This window comes from Paenarthrobacter sp. A20 (assembly GCF_024168825.1).
Classification (GTDB): Bacteria; Actinomycetota; Actinomycetes; order Actinomycetales; family Micrococcaceae; genus Arthrobacter.
The window spans coordinates 4,418,378-4,441,586 of the sequence record NZ_JALJWH010000001.1; the positions used below are offsets into that span (position 1 = coordinate 4,418,378).

General features: G+C 61.5%; 27 protein-coding genes and 1 tRNA gene. 8 read left to right on the top strand and 20 right to left on the bottom strand.

What is annotated here, in order from left to right:
* Positions 1-14 precede the first annotated feature (14 nt).
* The gene (locus tag J3D46_RS20480) at positions 15-1,058 is read left to right on the top strand and encodes a nitronate monooxygenase (protein ID WP_231342619.1); all 1,044 of its coding nucleotides are present in this window, start codon (positions 15-17) and stop codon (positions 1,056-1,058) included.
* On the opposite strand, the gene J3D46_RS20485 is transcribed toward J3D46_RS20480, so the two are convergent.
* Positions 1,033-2,007 carry a LysR family transcriptional regulator gene (locus J3D46_RS20485; protein WP_231342615.1) on the bottom strand — a complete coding sequence of 325 codons (975 nt, stop codon included), beginning with the start codon at positions 2,005-2,007 and terminating at the stop codon, positions 1,033-1,035. The genes J3D46_RS20480 and J3D46_RS20485 overlap by 26 nt on opposite strands.
* 121 nt (positions 2,008-2,128) lie before the next feature.
* Between J3D46_RS20485 and J3D46_RS20490 the strand changes: the two genes are divergently transcribed.
* From J3D46_RS20490 to J3D46_RS20500, 3 genes are read left to right on the top strand one after another with little or no spacing between them, the layout of a single operon-like run.
* On the top strand, positions 2,129-3,346 hold the full coding sequence (locus J3D46_RS20490) for an MFS transporter (protein ID WP_231342614.1): 1,218 nt from the start codon (positions 2,129-2,131) through the stop codon (positions 3,344-3,346).
* A 43-nt stretch (positions 3,347-3,389) separates the two neighbouring features.
* Entirely contained in the window at positions 3,390-4,031 is a 642-nt protein-coding gene (locus J3D46_RS20495) for a TMEM175 family protein (protein WP_231342613.1), read from the top strand.
* Positions 4,032-4,085: 54 nt separating this feature from the next.
* Positions 4,086-4,592, top strand: a complete 507-nt coding sequence (locus J3D46_RS20500; protein ID WP_011775479.1) for an Lrp/AsnC family transcriptional regulator — start codon at positions 4,086-4,088, stop codon at positions 4,590-4,592.
* A 9-nt stretch (positions 4,593-4,601) separates the two neighbouring features.
* Here J3D46_RS20500 and J3D46_RS20505 read toward each other — a convergent pair whose 3' ends face one another.
* Positions 4,602-5,837, bottom strand: a complete 1,236-nt coding sequence (locus J3D46_RS20505) for an MFS transporter (protein WP_231342612.1) — start codon at positions 5,835-5,837, stop codon at positions 4,602-4,604.
* Between the two features lie 154 nt (positions 5,838-5,991).
* Between J3D46_RS20505 and J3D46_RS20510 the strand changes: the two genes are divergently transcribed.
* The 4 genes from J3D46_RS20510 to zapE are packed head-to-tail and all read left to right on the top strand — an operon-like array spanning position 5,992 to position 9,124.
* Positions 5,992-6,534 carry an Lrp/AsnC family transcriptional regulator gene (locus J3D46_RS20510; protein WP_231342611.1) on the top strand — a complete coding sequence of 181 codons (543 nt, stop codon included), beginning with the start codon at positions 5,992-5,994 and terminating at the stop codon, positions 6,532-6,534.
* Positions 6,535-6,544: 10 nt separating this feature from the next.
* Positions 6,545-6,970 carry a DUF1761 domain-containing protein gene (locus J3D46_RS20515; protein ID WP_253468647.1) on the top strand — a complete coding sequence of 142 codons (426 nt, stop codon included), beginning with the start codon at positions 6,545-6,547 and terminating at the stop codon, positions 6,968-6,970.
* A gap of 10 nt (positions 6,971-6,980) precedes the next feature.
* On the top strand, positions 6,981-7,976 hold the full coding sequence (gene corA, locus J3D46_RS20520) for a magnesium/cobalt transporter CorA (protein WP_231342607.1): 996 nt from the start codon (positions 6,981-6,983) through the stop codon (positions 7,974-7,976).
* The gene (gene zapE, locus J3D46_RS20525; protein WP_253468650.1) at positions 7,973-9,124 is read left to right on the top strand and encodes a cell division protein ZapE; all 1,152 of its coding nucleotides are present in this window, start codon (positions 7,973-7,975) and stop codon (positions 9,122-9,124) included. Before corA ends, zapE begins: the two co-directional genes overlap by 4 nt.
* Before the next feature lie 41 nt (positions 9,125-9,165).
* Here zapE and J3D46_RS20530 read toward each other — a convergent pair whose 3' ends face one another.
* The 18 genes from J3D46_RS20530 to galU all read right to left on the bottom strand — a co-directional run bounded on the left by J3D46_RS20530 (position 9,166) and on the right by galU (position 23,208).
* Positions 9,166-9,696: a ferritin gene (locus J3D46_RS20530; RefSeq protein WP_024817501.1), complete on the bottom strand. Its 531-nt coding sequence runs from the start codon at positions 9,694-9,696 to the stop codon at positions 9,166-9,168.
* A gap of 54 nt (positions 9,697-9,750) precedes the next feature.
* The gene (gene crcB / locus J3D46_RS20535; protein WP_231343346.1) at positions 9,751-10,122 is read right to left on the bottom strand and encodes a fluoride efflux transporter CrcB; all 372 of its coding nucleotides are present in this window, start codon (positions 10,120-10,122) and stop codon (positions 9,751-9,753) included.
* The gene (locus J3D46_RS20540) at positions 10,119-10,559 is read right to left on the bottom strand and encodes a CrcB family protein (protein WP_231343345.1); all 441 of its coding nucleotides are present in this window, start codon (positions 10,557-10,559) and stop codon (positions 10,119-10,121) included. Before J3D46_RS20540 ends, crcB begins: the two co-directional genes overlap by 4 nt.
* Positions 10,549-11,070 carry a universal stress protein gene (locus tag J3D46_RS20545; protein ID WP_231343344.1) on the bottom strand — a complete coding sequence of 174 codons (522 nt, stop codon included), beginning with the start codon at positions 11,068-11,070 and terminating at the stop codon, positions 10,549-10,551. The genes J3D46_RS20540 and J3D46_RS20545 overlap by 11 nt, the downstream gene beginning before the upstream one ends.
* A 41-nt stretch (positions 11,071-11,111) precedes the next feature.
* The gene (locus J3D46_RS20550) at positions 11,112-12,824 is read right to left on the bottom strand and encodes an AarF/ABC1/UbiB kinase family protein (protein ID WP_231343342.1); all 1,713 of its coding nucleotides are present in this window, start codon (positions 12,822-12,824) and stop codon (positions 11,112-11,114) included.
* 4 nt (positions 12,825-12,828) lie between these two features.
* Entirely contained in the window at positions 12,829-13,371 is a 543-nt protein-coding gene (locus J3D46_RS20555) for a PadR family transcriptional regulator (protein WP_231343340.1), read from the bottom strand.
* Positions 13,372-13,794: 423 nt separating this feature from the next.
* The gene (locus J3D46_RS20560) at positions 13,795-14,109 is read right to left on the bottom strand and encodes a tyrosine-type recombinase/integrase (RefSeq protein ID WP_231343338.1); all 315 of its coding nucleotides are present in this window, start codon (positions 14,107-14,109) and stop codon (positions 13,795-13,797) included.
* A 41-nt stretch (positions 14,110-14,150) separates the two neighbouring features.
* Positions 14,151-15,014 carry a site-specific integrase gene (locus tag J3D46_RS20565; protein ID WP_231343336.1) on the bottom strand — a complete coding sequence of 288 codons (864 nt, stop codon included), beginning with the start codon at positions 15,012-15,014 and terminating at the stop codon, positions 14,151-14,153.
* Positions 15,015-15,078: 64 nt separating this feature from the next.
* Positions 15,079-15,423, bottom strand: a complete 345-nt coding sequence (locus J3D46_RS20570) for an ImmA/IrrE family metallo-endopeptidase (protein ID WP_231343333.1) — start codon at positions 15,421-15,423, stop codon at positions 15,079-15,081.
* Between the two features lie 158 nt (positions 15,424-15,581).
* Entirely contained in the window at positions 15,582-16,463 is an 882-nt protein-coding gene (locus J3D46_RS20575) for a DUF3037 domain-containing protein (RefSeq protein ID WP_231343348.1), read from the bottom strand.
* A 2-nt stretch (positions 16,464-16,465) separates the two neighbouring features.
* Entirely contained in the window at positions 16,466-17,314 is an 849-nt protein-coding gene (locus tag J3D46_RS20580) for a HipA family kinase (protein WP_231343331.1), read from the bottom strand.
* 10 nt (positions 17,315-17,324) lie between these two features.
* Positions 17,325-17,918, bottom strand: coding sequence for a hypothetical protein (locus J3D46_RS20585; RefSeq protein ID WP_231343330.1), 594 nt, complete (start codon positions 17,916-17,918; stop codon positions 17,325-17,327).
* Positions 17,919-18,508: 590 nt separating this feature from the next.
* Positions 18,509-19,912, bottom strand: coding sequence for a hypothetical protein (locus tag J3D46_RS20590; RefSeq protein ID WP_231339558.1), 1,404 nt, complete (start codon positions 19,910-19,912; stop codon positions 18,509-18,511).
* A 134-nt stretch (positions 19,913-20,046) separates the two neighbouring features.
* Positions 20,047-20,119 (bottom strand) — tRNA-Ala (locus J3D46_RS20595).
* Between the two features lie 36 nt (positions 20,120-20,155).
* Positions 20,156-20,581 carry an NAD(P)H-binding protein gene (locus tag J3D46_RS20600; protein ID WP_308102706.1) on the bottom strand — a complete coding sequence of 142 codons (426 nt, stop codon included), beginning with the start codon at positions 20,579-20,581 and terminating at the stop codon, positions 20,156-20,158.
* Between the two features lie 43 nt (positions 20,582-20,624).
* Positions 20,625-21,509 (bottom strand): hypothetical protein, encoded by an 885-nt coding sequence (locus J3D46_RS20605; RefSeq protein WP_253469266.1) that lies wholly within the window; start codon positions 21,507-21,509, stop codon positions 20,625-20,627.
* Positions 21,510-21,654: 145 nt separating this feature from the next.
* On the bottom strand, positions 21,655-22,266 hold the full coding sequence (locus J3D46_RS20610; protein ID WP_231339556.1) for a GNAT family N-acetyltransferase: 612 nt from the start codon (positions 22,264-22,266) through the stop codon (positions 21,655-21,657).
* 6 nt (positions 22,267-22,272) lie between these two features.
* A complete protein-coding gene (galU, locus tag J3D46_RS20615) occupies positions 22,273-23,208 on the bottom strand; it encodes a UTP--glucose-1-phosphate uridylyltransferase GalU (protein WP_256491663.1) in 936 nt (311 codons plus the stop codon).
* Position 23,209: the final 1 nt, after the last annotated feature.

A 23,209-nucleotide genomic window follows, 5' to 3' on the forward strand; every position in this document is an offset into this window, starting at 1 on the left:
AGGAGAAACCGCACATGCCCGAATCCCTGTTTGGTACAGCGTTTATTGCAGCCCCCATGGCCGGGGGAACGTCCACGCCCGCGTTGGTGCAGGCAGTTCATGAGGGCGGCGGTCTGGGTTTCCTCGCCGCAGGCTACAAAAGCCCGGAGGCGATGGTTGCCGAGATCACGGCGACGCGGGCCCTCAACGCCCCCTTTGGCATGAACGTCTTTGTGCCTGATGCCCGCCAACTCGCGCCCAGCCAGGCTGAGCAGGCGCGGCTTCAGGCCTACCGGGCAGAGCTGGAACCCGATGCGGCGCGCTACGGGGTGGGCCTGCCGCCCCTCCGCCTTGACGACGACGATGCCTGGCAGGACAAGATCGATGTTTTGCTGGCCAATCCCGTGGAGTTCGTCAGTTTCGCTTTCGGCCTGCCTGGGAAGCCGGTGGTGGCCGCGCTCCGGAAGGCCGGAACCGCCGTCATTTGCAGCGTCACCAGTGTCCGGGAAGCCCTGGCCGCTGCCGAGGAGGGACCGGACGCCCTCGCCGTCCAGCACCGCTCAGCGGGCGCACACTCAGCGGCCTTCCTGCCGGGCGGTAAGGAATCAGCCGGAACCCCGGCAGCCCGGACGACGGCGGAACTGGTCACCCAAGTGCGTGCCGCCGTCGGGCTTCCGCTGATCGCGGCAGGTGCCATCATGGACGGCCCGGGGTTGCGTGATGTGCTGGACGCCGGCGCGTCAGCCGCGCAAATCGGGACTGCCCTGGTTCGGACCCACGAAAGCGGCGCCCGGCAGCTGCACAAGGATGCTTTGGGTGATCCCGCGTTTACTGAAACGGCCATGACCCGCGCCTTCACCGGACGTTTGGCCCGATCGCTGGTCAACGACTTCGTCCGCGACCATCAGGATGCTCCGGAAGGCTACCCGGCAATCCATCACCTCACGGCACCGGTGCGGGCAGCCTCGTCCGCAGCCGGTGATCCACAGCGCCTGAATCTGTGGGCGGGCACCGGCTGGCGGTTGGCCCGTGAAGGATCGGCGAAAGACGTCGTCAGGGAGTACCTGAGCGGGCTCTGACAAGTTCGGCCAGCAACTCTCCGCCCTCCGAGATGACGAGTTCGCGGAAGAGCCGAACGGCGTCGGGTTCGAAACTTCTCTCCCGCCAGGCGATACCAATTTGCCGGAACGCCAACTCGGACTCAATCGCCACTTCGACGAGCCCGAGTTCGGCCTTCGGAAGAAATTGGCCGGTACCTGAGCCGGGACCCGCAGGCGGAAGGATGCTGAACCCGAGGCCGGCCGAAACCAGGCCCCTGGCGGAGGTGGACTCCTGGACTTCGAAGGCAATCCTTGGGCGGAAGCCTGCTTCACGCAGGAGTGCTTCCCCCAAGGCCCGCAGCCCAACACCGGCTGGAAGTGTCACGTAGGGATCGTGCCGCAATTCTGAGAGATGCAGGCTGGACCGCCCTGCCAGCGGATGCCGGTAGTGCAGGACCACCCTGAGCGGCTCGCGGTAGAGCGGCAGGGAGTGGATGCCCCTGCCTTCGGGTGCGATCGGCGCAATCAAGGCAAAATCGCTGTCCCCGCTGGCCAATTGTTGCAGGCAGTCGTCGCGGGGACCCTGCCAGAGCTCGAACACCGCATGGGGGTGGCGGCCGCGAAATGCGCTGATGAGCAGGGGAAGAGTCGCCTCACCAAAAGTGTGTTGGAAGGACACTCCGATTCGTCCACGGACTACGTCCGACTCGTGCCTGACCCGGTCAAGGCCGGCTTGGAAGTCCTCCAGCGCGGCTTCTATGTAGGGCAGCAGGGTCCTGGCGGCGGAAGTAAGACGGATCCCCCTGCCCTCGCGCACCAGCAGGTCCATCCCCACAATGGCACTGGCCCGTGCCACCGCCCGGCTGACCGTTGACTGGGGAACACCAAGGATCTCCGCGGTTTCCGTCATATGTTCCGTGCGGCCAAGTTCAGCCAGAACGGGAAGGAGCGGAAGGAGTTGGATGAGTTGGTGGTGGTCCGGCTCCACGGTCGTCTCCCTTCAGCAGTGATCCCTGCCTGCAGATCTCCCACTATTCATGCTCTATTGCATCAATTCTAGACGACTCATGCATTGGAATGTGGTGTCCGGCGAGGCCTAATCTTGCCGGGTGAGTAAAGCAATCGCCTTGGGCAGCGCAGAAACATGGGACGGGCACGCCAAGGGGTCGCGCGGCTACAGCCGGGTGCTCGCCGCTTTGGCGCTTGCCGGCGTTGCCACCTTTGCACAGCTGTATTCCACCCAGGCTGTCCTGCCCCTCATGGCCAGCGACCTCAACATCACAGCAGCCGAAGCCGCCCTCAGTATCTCCCTCGCCACCGTGGGCCTTGCCATCACTGTCCTGCCATGGTCTTTCGTGGCCGACAGGATTGGGCGGGTCCGTGCCATGGCCATAGGCATCGCGGCCGCGACGCTCCTGGGGCTGTTGGTTCCGCTGGCCCCCACTGTGCCGCTGCTGCTGGGCCTCCGAACCTTGGAGGGCATGGCCTTGGGTGGAATTCCTGCCATAGCCATCGCCTACCTCAACGAGGAAGTCACGAAAATACACACCGCGTTGGCGGCTGGAACCTACGTTGCCGGCACCACCTTGGGAGGGCTGGCGGGACGCCTTGTGGCCGGACCCGTGGGCGAGCTCTGGGGCTGGCGGGCCGCGGCCCTGGCAGTGTCCCTGCTGGCCACTGTGTCCGCAGTCCTGTTCCTGGTCCTCGTTCCCAAGCAACGCCGCTTCAGCCCGGCCCCGGCACTGGGATTCCGCGGCGCCCTCCGGACCCTGAAGGGACACTCCAGCAACCCCAAGCTGGTGTCGTTGTACTTACAGGCTTTCCTCCTCATGGGCGGCTTCGTGGCCGTGTACAACTACCTGGGCTTTCGCTTGCATGCCGAACCCTTCGGACTTCCCGCCACGGTTGTCAGCCTCATCTTCCTTGCCTACTTGTCCGGAACCGTCAGCTCACGCTGGGCTGCGGGGCTGACCACGAGATTTGGCAGGCGCAACGTCCTGGTGGCCGGGATCGCCGTCATGTCGGCAGGCCTGGCGTTGACGTTGGTGGAGAACCTGGCAGCCACCCTGGCCGGGCTTGTCATCTTCACAGGCGGCTTCTTTGCAGCCCACAGCGTGGGATCTGGCTGGACCGGAGCAATCGCTACTACTGGCCGCGCGCAGGCAGCGTCCCTGTACAACCTGTCCTACTACCTGGGTTCGAGCCTTATTGGATGGGCCGGCGGTTTGGCCTTCCAGGCGTTTGGCTGGCCTGCGTTGGCTTTGAGCGTCATCGCCCTCTCATGCACGACGGCGGCCGTCACCTTGATAGTGCACCGGAGGCCCTAACACCCCGGCTGATATCAACGGTCCTGCCCCTACAATCAGAGGCATGACACAGGTCACGAAACCCCGCGAACTGTCGTCACCGGAGCGTTTGCAGGCGTTTACGGATGCCGTGGTGGCGATTGCTTTGACGTTGTTGATCCTTCCGCTGATGGATAGCGTGGGTGAGTTGGCGGACCACGATGGCACTACGGCCCAATGGTTGGCCGAGGAGCAGTACGCCTTACTGGGCTTCGTCCTGAGCTTTGTCCTCATTGCCGTGTTCTGGGTGCACCACCACCGACTGTTCCACAAAGTCCGGCGCATTGACTCCGGACTGTTGTGGTTGACGGTTGCTTGGATGTTCACGATCGTGCTGATGCCCGTCGCTACCTCGCTGTCCACCCAACTGCAATCCGACTGGGCCCAGCCCCTTGTCTACATCGGAACGCTTTTCGCTACCAGCCTTATGCTCCTTCTGGCGCGCGTCCACCTGCGGTCCCACCCGGATCTGCACGACATGGATGCCGCTGAAACGACGTCAGGGATCCGGGCAGGCGGCATAGTGTCCGGGCTATTCCTTGCGGCTCTTGTTGTGGCCTTAGCCGTTCCGACCGCCGGCAACTTCCCCCTGTTGCTGATGCTTCTCAGCGAGCCGCTCCAACTCCTGGCCAACCGGGGAGACCGGCGGGCCCGCCCCAAACGATAGTCACCTGAAGAATTCACCGATTAGGATGGATGAAAGGCAATTTCAGGAGGATCCGTGAGCAACCCCACGAAGAATGTTCGGTCAAGCACCGGCAGCGCAGAGCCGCTGGACGCGATCGACGAACGAATCCTCGCAGCGTTGGTGGACGACGCCCGTATCTCCAACAAGCAGTTGGCGGAGCTGGTCGGTATCGCCCCTTCCACGGCCCTGATGCGGACCAGGGCGCTCTCCGAACGGGGAATCATCGAAGGCTTTGAAGCCGTCTTGAGCCTGCCGGCCATCGGCCGTTCGGTACAGGCCCTCATCGCCGTTCGCCTTCGCGCCCACGACCGCGACCAAATCGACCGCTTTACTGCCCGCGTCCCTAAACTCCCGGCGGTCATCTCCACCTTCCACACCACCGGTTCCGTGGACTACCTGCTCCATATCGCCGTCGCCAACACTGACGACCTCCGAAACTGGCTCCTCGACAACCTCGCCACTGACCCCGTGGTGGGTCACACGGAAACCACCATGGTTTTCCAGCACATACCCGGCAACCGTGGACCGCTGCCCGAATAGGGCCGGGAATCAGGAACGCACTACGCGTCGAAACGAGACGGCCGCAAGGACCATCGCCGCCACGCCGCACAGAACCGTGAAACCCACGACGGCGGCCTGCAGACCGAGCGCCGAGACAGCCAGTCCCAGCCCGATCACCGGAACGGCGCTTCCCAAGTAAGTGATGACATAGACGGTGCTGATGACCTGCGCGTGGCGCGCAGCCTCAACCTTGCCGGCAACTTCATTGAAGACCTGCCGGAACGCAATGCCCTGTCCCACGCCTGCGGTGATGCTGGCTGCCACCAGCAGCCATGGGCTTGACCATGCGGCCGCTGCTCCGATGAGAACCACGGAGGAGCCCAGAACCACCAAGGCCAGGGGAACAACAAAGCGTCCGCGCGTACCCAGCAGCTGGCTCAGCGCGGAAGCACCCAAAGTGACCCCTGCAAGCAAGCCAATGAGGGGCCTCGAATCAGCCTGCACCACGCTGGCGAAGTAGCCCGGCGCCAAGGAAAGGCAGAAGCCGAAGACGGCGAAGCTGAGGAATCCCGTGGCCGCTGCCATCCAGAATGCTCCGCGGGCGTCACGCGAGATGGACGGCCTCCGCGGAGCGAGGACTTTCAGGGGCTTCGGTCCTCCCGCGGGTGCAATGGCTGGCCGCGCCTTCAAAAGCCACAAGGGAACCAGCGCTGCAAGCAACACTGCCGAGTGAACGTAGTAGGGAGTTCGCGTCGAGTCCGGCAGGAGTGATAAGAGGCCGCCGATTGCGGGACCGGCGGCCACGCCTCCGGCAGAGGACAGAAGGGTAAAGCGGGAGGCCCAGTCGGGCCGCTGGGGCAGCAATTCACGCAGGGCTGCGGCGCTGGCTCCTGTCGCAAGTCCAACTGCTGCTCCTTGGAAAGCCCGGCCCAAGGACAATGACACCAAGGTGTCCGCGTTGGCGAAAATCACTCCGCCCACCAAGCCAACCAAGACAGCCAGCACCAGCGCCGCACGGCGTCCGATGTGGTCCGACCAGTGGCCCGCCACCATGAGGACGCCTACCAAGGCAAGGACGTAGCTTGAGAAGGCCACCGTCACGTCAAGCGAGGACAGGCCAAGCCTGGCCTGGAGCAGGGGGTACAAGGGTGTGGCCAGGTTGGCGCCAACCAGGAGCGTAAAGATCACAACCCCCGTCAGGACCAGCCGGGCAGTGGTGGAGGCATCCCATCCCCAGCGTTCGGCGGTGGCCGGACGCATGCGGAGTTCGCTCAAGACAGTCATTTCCATGCCTTCGGGCTCGGTCGCCGGTTTCGGTTTTCCTTGTGGGAAGCGCAGTCCGGCTAAGTATTGATGGCAATAGAATGCAATAGTGCTGAGCTCAAAGAGCTGCAAAAGTGCAAGGATTGAGCAAAATACTCAAAGTAGTAAGCGACAAATGAGCTGGAGTGACCATTTGAACACCCTCGACCCAATGGACCTGAAGATCCTGCTGGAACTCATTAGGGAACCCCGCATCCAGATCGCTGAGTTGAGCGACGCCCTGGGCATAGCCCGCAATACCGCCCAGAGCCGCGTGAAGCGCCTTCTTCGGACCGGAGTGCTGCAGGCGGCCGGCCGTGAAGTGGACCTCGAAAAGGTGGGGTACGACGTCGTTGCCTTCGTCACGATTGAAGTCACCCACCGGGAACTCGACGGCGTCATTGGCGCCTTACGCCTGATCCCCCAAGTGCTGGAGGTCCACGAGATATCAGGGCGCGGCGATCTGTGGTGCCGGGTGGTGGCAACGGACACGCACAACCTGCAGTCGGCGTTACGCTCGGTCCTGCGCACCAAGGGTGTCATCCGGACAGAAACAGTTCTGGCCCTGCATACGCATATCCCGTACCGCACTGAGCCGCTCATCGAAAGGATGTCCGCAGCCCCAACACGCCCCAGGCAGGAGAGCCAGAGCACCGGCCCGCAGGCCCGAACGGACTAGGATTTCAGGCATGGATTGGCTCTCACACATCTCCCAGATCAACTGGTTCGCTGTACTTCTGGCTTTCGTTTCAAGCATGGTCATCGGCTTCGTCTGGTACATGCCGGCCGTCCTTGGACGCAGGTGGATGCAGGCGATCGGCAAGACCGAAGACGACCTCAAAAACATCGAAGGTGGCGCCGGCATCTGGGTTCCCATGATGGTGGCCGCGGCCCTGACCAGCATTCTCCTGGCTGTCCTTATCAGCGCGCTGGAGCTCAACACTTTCTGGGCCGGCGGTTTCTTCGCGCTGATCGCGGCCTTGGTATTCCGCGCCGGCGGCCATGTCATTCACAACGGCTTCGCCGGGCGCCCCGCCGCTGTGACAGTGATCAATTCCGGCCACGACCTCGTGGCCATGACCGTTGCGGGCGCCATCATCGGAGCCATGCAGTAGCGTTCACCCAGTGACCATCATCGATAACGCCGTATATGTAGACGGCGTCCGCACCGCCACCCCGCACAGCCTCGAGCAAACGTTCGAAACACTGGCCGAACATGGTGGCATGGCCTGGATCGGCCTGTATCGGCCCACGAAGGACGAGATGGCCGCCGTCGCCCAGGAATTCGACCTCCACGAGCTTGCCGTTGAGGACGCTGTTTCTGCACACCAGCGGCCCAAGCTCGAACGGTACGACCACAACCTGTTCACTGTTCTCCGCCCAGCCAGATACCTCGATGAAACCGAGACTGTGGAGTTCGGCGAGTTGCACGTCTTCACCGGACCAAATTTTGTGGTGACCATCCGGCACGCTGAAACCGGTGGAGTCGCCCGGGTCCGCCACCGGCTGGAGACGCGTCCGGATCTGCTCTGCCATGGACCTGAAGCCGTGCTCTACGCCCTCCTGGACCAGGTAGTGGACGACTATGCGCCAGTGGTGGCGGGCCTTGAGAACGACATCGACGAAATCGAAGACCAACTCTTCAGCGGCGACAGCACCGTGTCGCGTCGGATCTACGAGCTCGCCCGTGAAGTGATCCAGTTCCAGCGGGCCATCCAGCCGCTTCCGGACATGATGGCGCTGCTGGAAAAGGGCTTCGAAAAGTATGGCGTGGATATCGAGTTGCAGCGTTCCCTTCGCGACGTCGAGGATCACGTTCAGCGCGTCATCTCACGGGTGAACTCGTTCAGGGATCTGTTGCAGAACGCCCTCACATTGGATGGCACGCTGACCGCGAACCGGCAGAACGAGGCCAGTGCTGCGCAGAACGAACAGGTCAAGAAGATCTCCTCCTGGGCTGCCATCCTCTTTGCGCCGTCGTTTGTGGCAGGCGTGTACGGCATGAACTTCGACCATATGCCCGAGCTGCATTGGGACTTCGGCTATCCCTTGGCGGTGGGACTCATGGTCGGCGCCGCACTGCTGATGTATGCCATCTTCAAACGCAAAGGGTGGCTGTGACGCCTCTCTTGAGGCCTGCTCCGCGTACGGCGCGGGACATTGCCGGGACTTTGGTGGCCGGCATGGAGCACGACGCCGGGCGGTCGGGTTTCGAGCTTGAGCCCAGCCAGCGGAAAGCAGCTGAGCTCTTGGCGGCTTTCGCCGCCCAAGTGACCGGCCGGCGTCGTGCGCTCTCAAGGAGGACGCCGCGAAGCCTCTACCTCCACGGGCCGGTGGGCCGCGGAAAGACCTGGCTGATGGATAGCTTCTACGGACGGCTGGAGGCACGGAAGAGGCGTGTCCATTTCCACGACTTCTTCCGCAAGCTCCACTCCGGGACACACGGCTTCGAGCCCGGCAACGGAACGGCCATCCAGCAGTCGGTGGACTCCCTGCTGGATGACATCGATGTGCTCTTTTTCGATGAGTTCCACGTCCATGACGTCGGCGATGGCATGTTCATTGCCCGGTTGTTACGGGCCGCAGCCCAGCGCCGGATCCCCTTGGTGGTGACCTCGAACTACGCCCCGGACGACCTCCTGCCCAATCCCCTCTGGCATGACCACTTCGTACCCACCATTGAAGCCATCAAGGAGATGATGGACGTCGTGGAGATCAATGGTGCCTCGGATTTCCGCCGCTTTCCTACTCCCGGAACCGGTCCGGCCACAGGATTTGAGGCTTTTCGCGCCGGACGCATCATCTCCCCCGGCACACCAACGCAGTTGGGGCGCCTTGGCCTCTTCCGGCCCCAGCCCTCACAGAGCCGGATCGTGAGCCCCACCACGCAGCCATTGCTTGTCAAAAACTCAGACGCCGACTTGCTCTGGGTCGGTTTTGAGGAGCTTTGCGGCGGGCTGACGTCAACATCGGACTTCCTGGTTTTGGCCGATACCTATAGGACGTGGGTCATTGACGACGTTCCTTCGCCGGAAGATGGTGATTCGGCATCCGCACCGGCATGGCAGCGGTTCAGCAATGTGGTGGATGTGCTCCACGACCAGGACATCACGCTGTTTCTGGTCGGGGCGGGGCCTTTGAACTGGGATATCGATGTCCCGGGCAGTGTCCTGCCCGTTGATTTGGCGCGTATTGCCAGCCGTTTGTCCCTTCTGGGACGTTCAGACCCGGACGATGCTGTGTCAATGGAAGAGGCCGCCGGAAGCTGAGCTTCCGGCGGCCTCCTTGAAAACGTGGGCTGGGTGGATGGCTAGATAACGCCGCCGGCCGCAGACGGGGCACTGGCATCGTTTCCGCCATCGCCTACAGTCTCCCGGGCGACATAGTTCTCGATGTCGAAGAGGTTCTCGGCACGCTCGGTGATGTTCAGCAGCGTGGTCATGGAGGCGACCTCTTCCACCTGTTCCTTCAGGAACCAGAGCATGAACTGCTCGCCCAGGGCATCCCCCTCGGCGCGGGCGACGCGGAACATCTCCTCGATGTTCCTGGTGACTTCCTTTTCCTGTTCCAAGGCCAACGCGATGGGTTCCTTGGCGTTGGTGAAGTTGTTGCGAACCGGGGCAATACCGGGGATCTCCACGTGCACGTTTCGGTCCAGCATGTACTGAACCATCATCATGGCGTGGTTCCGCTCCTCAAGGGATTGACGGTAGAAGTGCCGGGCCAACTGCGGCAAGTCCTCGCCGTCAAAGTACACAGCTACTGCGATGTATTGCTGGGAGGCCGCAAACTCATTGGCGACCTGGGCGGACAACAACTCATTGAATGTCTTCTTAGCCATGGCTCGATCCTACAGGCGGGCCATGACACTTTTGAGGGTGAGGTTCACCACTGCTCAAGGCACCAGCAGGCTGATACTTACTCCAGCCGCAGCGGCAAGGACGCTAAGCGCCATTGTGCCCAACCCATTGATGATGGCCAGGGCCGTGCGACCACTTTGAACAAGCCGGATGGTCTCCAGGCTTGCCGTGCTGAAGGTGGTGTAGCCGCCCAGGAATCCGGTACCGAATACCAGCAGGAGGGACTCCGGCGCTTGGCCGCGCATCACGAACCCTGCCAGTAGGCCCAGCAGCAGGGAGCCCGAAATGTTGATGGCAACGGTCCCCCAGGGAAAAGCGGTCTTGAGGCGTGCCCGGATAAGCCCGTCCACCACAAACCGAACGGCGGCACCTACCCCGCCCGCCAAGGCAAGAAGGATGACCGTCACGATTGGCGTCCAGTTGCGCGCTGGTGATGGCGGGCCCCCAGCCAGATACCCGCAAGGGTGGCAACAGCGCCGCCCACCAGGCTCGCTGCCAGATAACCCGCAGCTGCAGGAGCCGCTCCAGCGCTGAACAGGTGCACCGCATCCAATGCCAGCGTGCTGTAGGTGGTATACGCGCCAAGGAACCCCGTACCCAGCCCGAGCCGCAGGACCCGGCGATTGCCGGCGTCGGGACCCCTGCGGGAGAGGCCCTCAAGCAAAGCGCCCAGCGCCAAGGCGCCGGAAAGATTGATGACCAAGGTGGGAAGTGGCCATGCACCTGGCGCCGGGATGGCAAGTCCCAGACCATACCGTGCCAGAGCGCCCAGCACACCACCGGCCGCAACAATACCGATAAATCCCCAGTGAAGGTGGACGGGGCGTTTGTCCTCAGTCGTCATCGTCGGTGTGGACCCGGGGATTGACGGGAACAACGAGTACCGGCAGTCCTTGGCGATGGGACAGGTGGCGGGCGACGGAACCGGCCGTCAGTTCCTTCAGGGCGGCTGTCAGTTTGTGCTCCCGCGTGCCCACCACGATCATTGATGCGCCTTCAGCTTCGGCTTCCCGGGCCAAGGCACGGGCCGGTTCCCCTGCCAATGGGACCATCGACCATTCGACGCCGGTGCCGTCCAGTTGCGCGGCGATGGCCTGTCTCAGCGATTCGGGGATTTCGTAAGAATCGTCGTCAACGCCGTCCGGATCGATCGGCGCCGCGGGACCTCCTGTACTGCCGTCCACGGGGTACACCGTAACGTCGGCATACGCGCACACCAGTGGCAGCCCGGCACTGGCGGCCACCTGGACTGCTTGCGCAAGAACCACGGGGGGCTGCCCCGGCATGACACCTACCAGGATGGGGCCGGACATGCCGTTGGCGGCCTCAGAACGCGGAGCGGGGGTCTCTGTCACAGGGCTAGTCTACGACGCGGGCAGGTGGCGCAAGCTTGTTCTCACACGCGACGGCTTCCCGACCACAAGGCGAACAGCAGCGGCACCACGGAAACGATCATCAGCACATTGCCGAGCACCATGTCATCGGCACGGACCAAGGCCCCTGAGATAAGCACCGCTCCGAAGATGACTGCGCCGACTGCTCGCCGGACCAACAGGATGAGCCGGGCCATCTGCCGTTCGAGCCTGCGATTTGATACCTGCAGGAAACCGTCCTCCAGTTGAGAGACCAATCCATCCAGCCGTTTCGGCAGGCGCAGGGCTATGGCAGCGGCATCGACCGCCTGGGATGCGACGTCGTTGATGAGGTTTCCACGCTCGTCGCGCAGCAGTTGCGCCGCGTACGGCTCCACGGAGTCCCACAGATTGAAGCGGGCATCCAGTGAGCTGCACACACCCGAGGTCAAGGACATGGCCCTGATGATGAGCAGGAAATTCTCCGGCAACTGGAAGGGCAGGGAGCGAATCACGCTGCCGAACTCAGCCCCGAATTCGCGGAACTCCCGCGGATCAACGTCGCGAAGCTCCGCGAAACCCATCCCGCCGAAGCGCGCGAAGAGCTGTGTCATGGCCCGCTCAAGCTCAGCTGTGTCGGCCGACTGCATCAGCACCCCCACGTCGCTGATCGCGGTCACCAGTCCTTTGCCGTCCCGTGAAGCAGCAGCGATCAGAAGCTTGCGCAGCCCGCTGCGCGTCTTCACGGGAACTTCGCCCATCATGCCGAAGTCAATGAACGTGAGTTTCCAGGGATGCTCACTCGACGGATCGTTAGCCGGCGTGACGAAGATATTGCCGGGGTGGGGATCGGCATGGAAGAAACCGTTGGTGAACAACTGGTCAAACATCACCGAGGCGAAGACTGGAGCCACAGTGGCCGGGTCTATGCCGGCCAGGCGAAGCGACTCCGCGTCCGTGATCTTGATGGCCGTGACATCTTCGAGTGTGAGCACACGGCGGGTGGTTCGCTCCCAGACCACAGCTGGGACAGTTACCCGTGGGTCGTTGGCGAAGTCAGCGGCAAAACGCTCTGAGTTGGCCGCCTCATTCAAGTAATCGATTTCCTCCAAGCTGGTCTGCGCGAACTCCTTGATCAGGGCCGGCACGTCTGCGCGGCTGGAAACGATGCGGATGCGGCTGAGCCAACCTCCCACTTTCCGCAAGGCGGCCAGGTCGACGTCGACGATTTCGGCGATGCCGGGCCGCTGCACCTTGAAGACCACGCTGCTGAGCCCGGTATCCTCGGCATTGCCGGCCAGGAGTTTTGCCCGGTGTGCTTGCCCGAGAGATGCTGCCGCAATGGGCGTCTGCTCGACTGAGGCGAACACCGCCTCCAAGGGGGCACCGAGTTCGGCTTCGGCCAGCGTCCGGATGGCAGGAAAGGGAACGGGCGGCACTTCGTCCTGAAGCCCCTCCAGCTCCGCGGTGATCTCCGGTGGGAGCACGTCCAGCCGGGACGACATGAACTGGCCCACCTTGATCATCAGTCCGCCGAGCTCCACCGCAAGGCCGTGAAACCGCCGGGCAAACTGCCGCATTCTGTTGGCTCGGTTGCGTTCCGTCAGCCGACGAAGGCCTACCTTGGGCAAGAACAGCTCAAACCACCACGTCACCGCCAGATGCCATGCGGCGAATCGCAGGATTCGGCGGTAGCGGGCGCGGGGATCCCCGCTTCCCGGCGTGGGATCTGCCCGATCGCGCCGAACCGACGTCACCCCTTCAGTCCTGGGCGAGGATCGAGTACAGGCGGCGGCGCGCCTCCTCGAGCACCGTCACAGCCTCCTGCACTTGCTTGGGCGTTCCGGTGCGGCCAACCTGCGCGGCGGCCTGAGCCAGGTCCACGCCGGCCTTGGGCAGGGCTGCGAATCCCGGGCTCGACGACGTGCCCAAGGAGTCCCACGGTGCAGACGTTTCAGAACCGGCAACATCCTCCCGGCCGGCTTCAGTCAGGGAGTAGATTTTGCGTCCGCTGGATTCTTCCGCACTGACGAAACCCTCGTCTGCCAGCAATTGCAGGGTGGGATAGACGGAACCGGCGCTCGGCTTCCAGCTGCCCCCACTGCGCTCTTCGATTTCATGGATGATCTGGTAGCCGTGCATGGGGCGCTCGGCAAGCAGGGCGAGGATAGCCGTCCGTAGCTCGCCCCGGCCCGCACGGGTTCCGGAGCGCTTTTCGAACCGGGAGCGAAACTCCTCAACGGCCTGCCACATGCCGTCCAGGTTGTTGCCCATGAATCCGTTTGCAGGGAATGAATTGTGCATCAAGCTCACCTCAGTCAATCGCGAACGATACTAAACGATAGTTAACGATATACCCGAGCGCGGCACCGTGGAAGCCTCATAGCGCAGGACCGGACAGCACTTCTGGGTGATGCCGTCCGGCCCCGGCCGCGGAACCTTGGGGCAGCTTCGGCAAACGAGGGGGGTCATTGGCCGACGCGTGGGATCCGCTGGGTTTAGTAAATGCGAACCGGCCACCTAGGCACACGAGTAGTTGGTACTCGTCTTTTCCTTGCGCTGGAAGGGGCGACTACTTGCAGGGCTGGGAACCCTGATGCCAAATGTGGAGCTAAGGAGATTCGAACTCCTGACCTCTTCGATGCGAAAGAGCCGCTTGCGGGAAAGTCACGTGAAACGCGGTATAGCGTCGAATGACAGAATCCGCGCCAGCATTGGGAAGGGGGCCTATCGCGGTGGCACTACGCGCAGTGCCGTGTAGCCCGGTAGAGCAGCGCCTTGCGGTACGTTTGCGGTACGGACACCAAGCTCCAAGGCCTCGGAAATCTGCTCTGCCGGGATGTCGGCAAGATGGGCATAGCGCTCCGTCGTCATCGGGGACGCATGGCCCAACAGCCGGCCTACCTCCTTGATGGACACACCACTCTGGATCAACCACGAGGCGTAGGTGTGCCGCAGATCGTGCGGCCGCGCGTGATCAATCCCCGCAGCTTCGAGCGCCGGCAACCAGACACGCTTGCGCCAGTTATCCAGGTTCACCATCTCGCCCTCAGCGTTTAGGACCAGAGCCGACCGGCAGCGGCCTACGCGGTGGTCATGTCCGCAGCTAGATCCGCCCGGGGCTCCAGCTCATCGATGAGTTGGGCAACCCACCCAGGAAGCGGGACACTTCGCGCCAGCTTGCCCTTCGGGTAAGGCTTCATCATTCCGGCCTCATAGTCGTACGTTTCAACGACGTGAATCATCCCGCGCTCGCGGTCCACACGGTGAGAGTGAAGGCCCATGGCTTCACCCCAGCGCAGCCCCGTACCGATCAGCAAACCCACAATGGCAGCATCGACCTTCGTATCCAGGACAGCATCAAGCGCCTGGTACTCGTCTTTGATCAGGTAGCGCTCCTGCGCCGGCGGCCGCTGCGGCAGTTTCAGCCGATAGACCGGATTGCCAGGAAGCACCTCCGCATCGACAGCCGCCATGAAAGACGCCGAAAACAGGCCAAAGATCCGCTGAACACTGGAAGCAGCAAGCGTCCGCACAACAGGCTTGTAATCGTTGCTCTCGCGTCGCTTCAGCTCGGCCTTGCTCGGCTTAATCTCAACCCTGGACAATTCGGAGATCCACTTCCGCCCGTCCTGCCTGGTGATATCGCAAAGAGGCACCGAGCCCCACTTGGGGAACAGATATTGATCCCTCATGCTGACCTCATTGGCCGCCGTCGAAGCCTCAATCTTCCGGGTGGGCCACCACTCCTCACACCACTCCCCCCACGTGCGCCGCGCAGCATCCGGATCCCGCCACCCAGCCGACCGCGACGTCTCCTCCTTCGCGCTCGCCGCGTTCTGGGCGGCTCGCTTGTGAGAGAACGTGCCGGCGGAGCGTTCCTTACCGGCGCCGTCGCGGTAGAGCCCCTGGTACTTGCCGGAGGGAAGTTTCTTTGTCCAGGCCACGGGGATCCTTTCGACCTCGGGAACGCTGGCGGCGTTCCGGTATTGAATCGAATTGGATGGTCGGCTACAGCGGCTGTAGCTCCAGGGTGAGGAGCGTTTCCCATTCTTTGTCCTCGAGTCCTGTGAAACGATCCTTTAGGACATCGGGCGTGACCCAGAGTTCGTCAGCAAGTTCATCGAAGGAACGAGCCCAGCGGAGGCTCTTGCTGAGGAGGTCCATGGGGATAAGCCGCCGGGCCGTCTCTTCACAGACGTCAGTTTCGATGCCGAGCGGCTGGCAGCCCCGGTGTTCCCCTTCCAGGTGCACGAGTTCGTGAGCAAGCGCGCAGCGCCGTTCGACTTGCTGCTGGCCCTTATTGAGCCAAATGACGTCAACACCGTTCGTCCTGCCCCGAGCGCCGTCAGGCATGTCAACCCAAGACAGGCGGACATGCTTTAACCCCCGAAGGTGGAGCCATGGATCAATTCCCCAATTCGAACACATATTCGAAATGTTAGAGGTTTTGGCGTCTACCTAAGAACTTGAATTAATAACGTGACGGGTGCAGTTCGTCACCCACGGCAGCGTTAGGCCACGACGGCGAGGGCGTCGTCGACCAGTCTGGATTGCTGGCTTTCTGGGTACGCGACCAGTCCGGGGACTTCGGCCCAGACTTCTCTGGCGATATCCAGAGCAGGCTTGGCAGCTTCGGTCCTCGGTTCCTCGTAGACAACTCGGAGCTGTACGTCTTCGGGGATAACTAGGGGCGGGTTGCCCCTAGATTCGAGGAGGCCGCCTTTCGTCCTTAGCCGGCTCATGTGTGCCGCCCACGCCTGAATTTCTGTTGAGACTTTTTCGACGTCCGAGAGGTTGAATGACCAGGTGTTGGTAATCTGCTCAACCCGAGAGTCAGTAACGGCGAAATTGGCTGTTCGGGGAACAGCGCCGACGCGAACGTGAGGGCGGTTTCGGATGACAGCGTTGCTGCCGCGGGGCAGAGCGTGCCGGAACTGCTGTGACACGTAGTTTGTTACCCGGGCGCCAAAGAGTTCGCGAGTTTTGACCTGAGGATCTGCCACAAGGTGATCAAACAGCATGTCAATGCCGGCCTGCGCGGAATCGGCAACAATCGGGTATGGCGCTGATACTTGCACCGCGTTGTTCAAGCGGGCCGCTAGTCGCGCTACAGTGGCCGCGCTGATGTTTTCGCCGGAGTCAGCAATCGCAGTCAGCATGGCTTCCGGGCCCGAGGCGCGCCCATTATCAAGATTGATTACCATTCGCTGCAGTTCGCGCATCCAATAGTTGGCGATCATTGGGTCACCGCCGAGACGTGTGGCTCGGTTGAGGTGCCTGACCTGACGGAATGCCCAGTCGTGCCCGTCCGCTCCAACGAGCAGGGCGATGTTGACGAATTCTCCGCGGATTGGGTCCGGTACGTAGCGGACAATCCAGTATTGGTAGAACATCTTCACCTCACTTCGTCTTTGGGTTTCGGGTTGGCCAGGGAGGTCTCCTTGGCCAACTGGCGCATTCTTGCCGATGCGTGGGTTCTTCTCTTATAGAACCACCATGCGAGCGATTCAAGGAGTTCATCCGGAACACCCCATGCTAGGGGCACACTCGCAACCACGTCTATAAGGTCCGTCACGGTGAGCGCCTCGATGCGTTCATACATCTCGACAAAGGCCGCTGGATCCATACCCTTCAGTGGGCCCTTCCACGGCTTCCAGGACGTGGTTGTCAGCTCCAGATCTTTTACAGTCAGCGGTTCCGGTTCTCCGCCGGTGATCCAATAACCATGATCGTAAGACCAGACCTGCTCTTCGTTTTGGCGGTCATAGAGCCACTGTTCATCTTCTCCGTAACACAGCTCCCAGAGTGCGATGAAGCGTGGCTGCCGGGTCTTGTTGCCGTCTCGTGTGACAGAGTCGAGCACGTTCTTCTCTAGGCAGTTCTCAAGAAACAGCGACCCATGCGCTACGCCGGGCTGAATACCGCTCCCAATTAGGCGCGGGTCATGAGTCAAGGCTTCAGGGACATTGACCAGGGTGGATGGACGCATAGGAGCGTCCAGCGTGCGGGCCAGCGCCTCGACCACGCGCTCGGCAATCAACGAATCAAGACCATGGGCATTGCCCATGTACTTCACCCAGTAGTGGGTGCCATTCGTTGCAATTCCCAGAAATGGCACTGAGCCAGTGTTGGCCACGCTGGCAATGGCAAAGATGTCCGTCTCAGGTTCCGGGCGCGGATGTGTCGCAAGAAGCCCAAGCCAATTCAGCCGGATCGAGTAATCGACCGGTTCCCCCATACTCATCTGAAGTTACCTATTCCCCTTGGTCCTGGGACTCTTCGCCACGCTCAGTCCACTCACGATCACGCCTTACCTGAGACTCATGCGGGGCACCCGCAGCCAGGTCCTGCCAGTTATCGGGCAACGGAATGTTCCCATCATCAGGAGCTCGCGACCCGGTCTTCTGTCCAGGGCGAGCGTCACGGCGCTTACCGGCTGACCCGATATCGGTGGGAGGTTCAATTTCTGGAATTGCTTCGACATGTGGCTCCTGATTAGTCGCCAGGACCCCTATTTCTCGACCGAGCTGCAGGAATGCCTCACGGGTTGATGCCGGGAGGGTGTGCAGTCCAGCGACATAGACAGAGTCTGGTTCGGTGTCACTGACATCGAGCCCTAGAGACCGGGCTGAGGCCATGATGATTTCCGTGACCGTATAACCAGTTCCTCGCGCCAACCCTTTAATCGTCGCTGGGTCCGGGAAGTTCTTCAGCGGATCATTGATCAGCTGAAAGAGACGTTGCCTTGCCGGCACTCCCCCGCAAGCCTTGGCAAACGAGTCGTAGCTGTAGCCTTTGGCCTCCTTCGCCGAGGAGACCAAGGTCGCAAGATCCTGGTTGCTTGTCACGATATCTAGCCTGTGGTCCTTTGCATCTGAAGCAAAACGGCATTTCTTAGGCAGTGCCTAACCCTAAATGTTCCATACATTGCCGCTAGATGCCTAAGAAGAACTTTGGTAAAGAGTTGGTTGCTTGGCCTGGTACCTATCAGCACCGTAAAACACGTTCAGCGGCACCGCCTGTAGTTTCGCCGCTTCCGAGCCGGCATTGCGGTACTCGAACTGAATGACAACAGGCACCATGTCTGGGCTCGGGTCGCTTCCAATCTCTGAAGCTTCAGCTATCCGAGTTCCAACGAAAGCTATTTCAATGTCTTAAGTGGAGTGTCCTGAAGGAGTATTCACCCTCGGGGTGGAGGGTAGTCAGCGGCACTCGTCATCTGCGAGACACTGACCAGCGACAGGGTACGGACGGAAAGGCCGCTTTCACGCCCGCAGGTGCAGGTGTTGTGACAGACAAACATGCGTAGTTCTAACGTTAAACACTGAAGAGCCCCACCCTCTCTGGAGGGTGGGGCTCTTCAGTGGAAATCCCCAGATCTCAATCTTCGAGGTCTGGGGACTTTGGACGTTTTGCTATCGGGGCTTACAGGTTCGGGTCAGACATTTTCCGACTCTCCTTCGTCTATTGCTGATGAGACTAACACGCCGATTTCTTCAGATTCAACGCTTGTAACACGTGCATGTTTCTGGCTGTAGTCACGCAGTTCGCTCAGAAGTGGCCACGTGAGCCAGTGTCGTAGGGGCAGCTCGTCCGAGGCGCGCATCTTTTGCACGAGCTTATGGCCTTCTGTCAGCTCGTCCAGCAGTGCGTGCTTAGCAAGCCGGAACACCGGCTGGAGGACCGACGTATTCCAGTTTTCAATGTCTTCCTGGTGCTGTTTTAGCTGCCCGGTTCGTTTGGCTGCCACCCAGCTGTTGACTTGATATCGGTAGCCAGCGCCCAAATCGTTGAAGCTAGATGCCTTGACTACCTGGGAGAGCTGTTGAACGGCCTCAAATCGCTTGTCCTGAAGCAAGTGGTATGAGACAACTCCACCAACATAAGACTCCATGGACTGCACGGAGTCTTGGTCCTTGACGAATTTCTGGCACGTAGCGAACACGAGGAAGGTGGCGATCGACATAAGGCGGTCAGAGGCGTGCCGCAGATATGGAACATCTACGCCGAGGTACTCATCCAGGCCCTTCTTATGGGGCGACGGCTTGCACGCTTCGACGTATTGCTTGGACGCAACCGCGCCGTTGTGCACGATCATGTGACGCCGCTGGAAAATCTCGATTGTAGATGCGTCGGTGGCTAGCGGGGGCACATCTATGTGTAGCTTCTTACCGACAAACTCCAGCCAGTCACTATAGCTGCCGTACAGCAAACTATCGACGAACTTGTCGATCTGATGCTGCCTAAAGGATTCAAGGTCTTCAAACTCGCATATCTGCGCCCAGGTAAAGGTCTGATTGGATGAACTGATGATTTGTGGGACGTTTGTAATCACAACACGGAGCAGGTTGCCCATGAGGACTTCAAAGTCAGCAACTACCGTAGTCAGCAAAGAGGACAGCAGCTTTGTCGTCTGCGGCGAATCCTGCATCCTTACGATGGCCCGGGCTACATCGCTGAAGTACTCTTGCCCGCAATCCTCTGGCAGCTCTCGAATTACCGCACGCACCGCATCCTTGTGTTGTTCGGTGTCGCGTGTATGAAGTCCCTCTTTGTCAGATTTGAGCTGTGGCGCCCCAATGCCCTCCAGTTCCACTTCCAAGAGATCCCAGAGACGCTCAAACAAACCTTCGGGTACGTGCGGATACTCCCGCTCGATGCTCGTGTGAGCGCGCTCGCGGTAGTCGTCAAGTTCATGTTCTTGCCGCTCGATGTAGTCGGCCGTGTAGAGCAGGTCATCTTGATTGGACCTGAAGGCTTCCATGAGTTCAAGGAGTTCTTCTACAGTCGGATCGAGATCGTCCGCCTCAGATTCGGTCGAACCTTCTTCTTGGTCCTGCATGGTGCCCCCATATTTATTGTTGCTCTGCGGCTCGCAGATTCTCTGATGCCAAGATTGCGGTACGCAATTGGGTTTTTGACTCAGTAACTGCCGCCCTACCCGCGTTTGCGCAGGTAGGGCGGGCATTCTCTGTGTGGAGCTAAGGAGATTCGAACTCCTGACCTCTTCGATGCGAACGAAGCGCTCTACCAACTGAGCTATAGCCCCTGGGCCAAGCTGTACGGCCTGGCCAGTGTCCCTAGGCTACAAAGTTTCGTCGTGCTTTTCCAACCACGACACGAACGTCTCCGCGCCATCCTTCCGCCCGGGGATCAGGTTGTTGCCGGCACGAAGGAAAGACCCCATGGCCCCGGCCAGGGGCAGCTCCACGATCTTGCCTCGCCTCCCTGTGACCGTCTTCCACGACTCCGCCATCTGACGCATGGTGAGGACCTCCGGACCGCCCACAGTTCGTATGCAGTGCCGCTCACTACCCGGGGCTCCGAGACAATCAATGACGACGTCGGCACCCACCAAAGCGGCTGCCAGCCCCTCTCCTGTGGTGACATCGCCCGTAAAGTAAGTTGCGCCGTCGTGACGCTTCGCCGAGCCGGCGGCCGGTACGTGGCGGGAAGAGGCGGTCACCGTAGGCCCCGCAGACAGCGCGAGCCGGACGACGTCCCGACCGATCTACCCGATGCTACCCGCGACGCAGATGCTGTTCATGGAGGTTCTAGGCGCGACGGCGCTGCAGAACGTCGTCCAGGTTGCTGAGCGCGCTCTGCCCCTTGGCAGAAACAGTGGCCGCTGCCTCCGCTTGCTCAGCGCCCTGCTTCAGAACGGGCTTGCCCACAGGCTTGGGAGCCTCAGGGAGGTCCAGGGGCTCGGGAGCCGGCCTTGGAACCTTGGCGGCCTCGACGTACGTGGGCTTGGGAACTGCGACCGGCTCCCAGCTGGAGCCCTTGGAGTCCCCGGCCGTCTGGGCGGATTCGTCTCCCGCGGCGACTGCAACGGCCAACGCGGCCTGGCGAAGCTCAACGGCGGACAGGCGCGCAGCTTCACGATTGGTGGCTTCGGCGTCGAAAACGGTGGTTTCCTTCGCTTCCACTGCCGGTTCCTTCGGCAAGTAGCGCGCCGGCGTCGGAATGGGCGCAGCTTGCGCAGCACGGCGCGCCCGGCGTTCGCGAAGATCCCGGAGGGCGAGCTTCCGCAGGGTCACGACGGCGAGCACAGCCCCAATGAAGGAAACCAACGGCAACCAGACGGATCCGGCGCCAAAGGCGAGGAGAACGCCGGACACCACTGACGTCACCAGCAGGGCAAGGCCCGCCAATGCCAGCGTGAGCCGGGCGTAGCGGATGGTGAAGGGAGTGGTGGGGGCTTTTCCAGGGAACGACTCAGCCGCACGGGATTCCTGGGGCGACGCCTGTGCTTTGCTGTGCATGGTCTCCATCGGTTTCTCCTGCTGAGGTGCCAAAGTCAGTACCACCCCTGCCTGCGTTTCGTCTGGTTCGTCGTCGATCGCCCCTGCCGGGACAGTGGCTGTTTGGACTTGTTGGCGTCTGTTCCGCAAAACGTAGGGCGCCACCCAGACCATCCACAGGGCAACAGTGACCACGAGTATCACTGAGCTGCTGAGAGGGAAGTCCACATTCAAAACCGTAGAAGCAAATCGCCGGGCGCGGCGGCATTGCGGCCGGTGTGTCGTCGGCGAGTCCGCAAATGACTGGATATACGGCCAAAAAGGCCTATGACCTGCCCGTTTATCCCCTGAGCCACCGACGTAACAGACCCTCCGGAACTTCCTCGGAGGTCAGCGCGAAGGAGCGGTGGTCAGCCCATTCGCCGTTGATATGCAAGTAGCGTTCGCGATAGCCCTCATCGCGGAATCCGAGCTTTTCGACCACCCGCAGGCTGGGTGCGTTTTCAGGCCTGATATTGATCTCCATGCGATGGAGGCCCAACACCCTGAAACAGTGATCAGTTGCCATGGCGACCGCCGTCGGAGCGATGCCAAGCCCGGCACGCTCCTTGTCAACCCAATAACCCAGCGTTGCCATCATGGCCGATCCCCAGACAATGGAGGAAACGGTCAATTGCCCCACGATTCGCGGTTCCCGGAATCCGGGGGTCCGCTCAACGATGAGGAAGGGCAGGGCCGTGGAGTGGCGGGCTTGGTCGTTCAGCGAGCCCACCATCTGCCGATAGCTGGGCAGGCGCCCACCCGGTGCGGGGTTGGACGCCTCCCATGGAGCGAGCCATTCGCTGTTCCGCGAACGGACTTCAGACCACTCCCGCTTGTCGCGGTAACGGATGGGGCGAAGAAGCAGGTTTCCGCTCTCCAGCGTCACCGGCCAGATCGCAGAGCCGTACATCCGGTGTTACTTGGGAAGCGAGGCAGTAAAGGTCGGCAACCACTCACGCAGTTCGGGGCCGAGGTCTTCGCGTTCGCACGCCAGCTCAATGCATGCCTTGAGGTAGCTGAGCTTGTCACCGGTATCGTAGCGGCGGCCGCGGAAAACGACGCCGTATACGCCGTAGCCCTCACCTTCGCCGGCGGCAAGGACTTCAAGGGCATCGGTCAGCTGGATTTCGCCGCCCCGGCCCGGAGCGGTTTTCTCCAGAACATCAAACACTGCCGGGTGCAGCACGTAGCGGCCGATGACGGCGAGGTTGGACGGCGCTTCTTCCGGAGAAGGCTTTTCCACGAGCTGCTTGATGCGGACGTAGCCGTCTTCGCCGATCTCTTCGACGTCGGCGCAACCGTAGGCGCTGATCTTGGAGGGTTCCACTTCGATCAGGGCAACCACGGAACCGCCGGTCTTCTGCTGGACGGCGATCATGTCGCTCAGCAGGTTATCGCGGGCGTCGATCAGGTCATCGCCCAGGAGAACGGCGAAAGGCTCGTGGCCAACGTGCTGCTTTGCACGAAGGACGGCATGGCCCAGGCCGTTCGGGTCGCCTTGGCGGACATAGTGGATGTCGCCGAGGTTGGTGGCGGACTGGATGGCCTCAAGCTTGGCGGTATCGCCCTTCTCGGCCAGGGTCGCTTCCAACGCCGGCACGCGGTCAAAATGATCCTCAAGGGCGCGCTTGCTGCGCCCTGTGATCATCAGGACGTCGTGCAGGCCAACCTTGACGGCTTCTTCGACGACGTACTGGATGGCTGGCTTGTCAACCACAGGCAGCATTTCCTTCGGCATCGCCTTTGTTGCAGGCAGGAACCTGGTGCCAAGACCCGCTGCGGGGATGACGGCCTTACGGACAGCATTGTTATCGAGAGTCACCGGACTAATGTAACGGAAGGAATACATCATC

Bases quoted from the DNA above. Each gene is read 5' to 3' on its own strand.
- J3D46_RS20480 (WP_231342619.1), top strand. From the start codon at position 15: ATGCCCGAATCCCTGTTTGGTACAGCGTTTATTGCAGCCCCCATGGCC.
- J3D46_RS20495 (WP_231342613.1), top strand. From the start codon at position 3,390: ATGACACAGGTCACGAAACCCCGCGAACTGTCGTCACCGGAGCGTTTG.
- J3D46_RS20505 (WP_231342612.1), bottom strand. From the start codon at position 5,837: ATGACTGTCTTGAGCGAACTCCGCATGCGTCCGGCCACCGCCGAACGC.
- J3D46_RS20510 (WP_231342611.1), top strand. From the start codon at position 5,992: ATGAGCTGGAGTGACCATTTGAACACCCTCGACCCAATGGACCTGAAG.
- J3D46_RS20515 (WP_253468647.1), top strand. From the start codon at position 6,545: ATGGATTGGCTCTCACACATCTCCCAGATCAACTGGTTCGCTGTACTT.
- J3D46_RS20530 (WP_024817501.1), bottom strand. From the start codon at position 9,696: ATGGCTAAGAAGACATTCAATGAGTTGTTGTCCGCCCAGGTCGCCAAT.
- J3D46_RS20540 (WP_231343345.1), bottom strand. From the start codon at position 10,559: ATGACGACTGAGGACAAACGCCCCGTCCACCTTCACTGGGGATTTATC.
- J3D46_RS20555 (WP_231343340.1), bottom strand. From the start codon at position 13,371: ATGCACAATTCATTCCCTGCAAACGGATTCATGGGCAACAACCTGGAC.
- J3D46_RS20560 (WP_231343338.1), bottom strand. From the start codon at position 14,109: ATGGTGAACCTGGATAACTGGCGCAAGCGTGTCTGGTTGCCGGCGCTC.
- J3D46_RS20570 (WP_231343333.1), bottom strand. From the start codon at position 15,423: ATGCCTGACGGCGCTCGGGGCAGGACGAACGGTGTTGACGTCATTTGG.
- J3D46_RS20575 (WP_231343348.1), bottom strand. From the start codon at position 16,463: ATGTTCTACCAATACTGGATTGTCCGCTACGTACCGGACCCAATCCGC.
- J3D46_RS20580 (WP_231343331.1), bottom strand. From the start codon at position 17,314: ATGAGTATGGGGGAACCGGTCGATTACTCGATCCGGCTGAATTGGCTT.
- J3D46_RS20590 (WP_231339558.1), bottom strand. From the start codon at position 19,912: ATGCAGGACCAAGAAGAAGGTTCGACCGAATCTGAGGCGGACGATCTC.
- J3D46_RS20610 (WP_231339556.1), bottom strand. From the start codon at position 22,266: ATGTACGGCTCTGCGATCTGGCCGGTGACGCTGGAGAGCGGAAACCTG.
- galU (WP_256491663.1), bottom strand. From the start codon at position 23,208: ATGATGTATTCCTTCCGTTACATTAGTCCGGTGACTCTCGATAACAAT.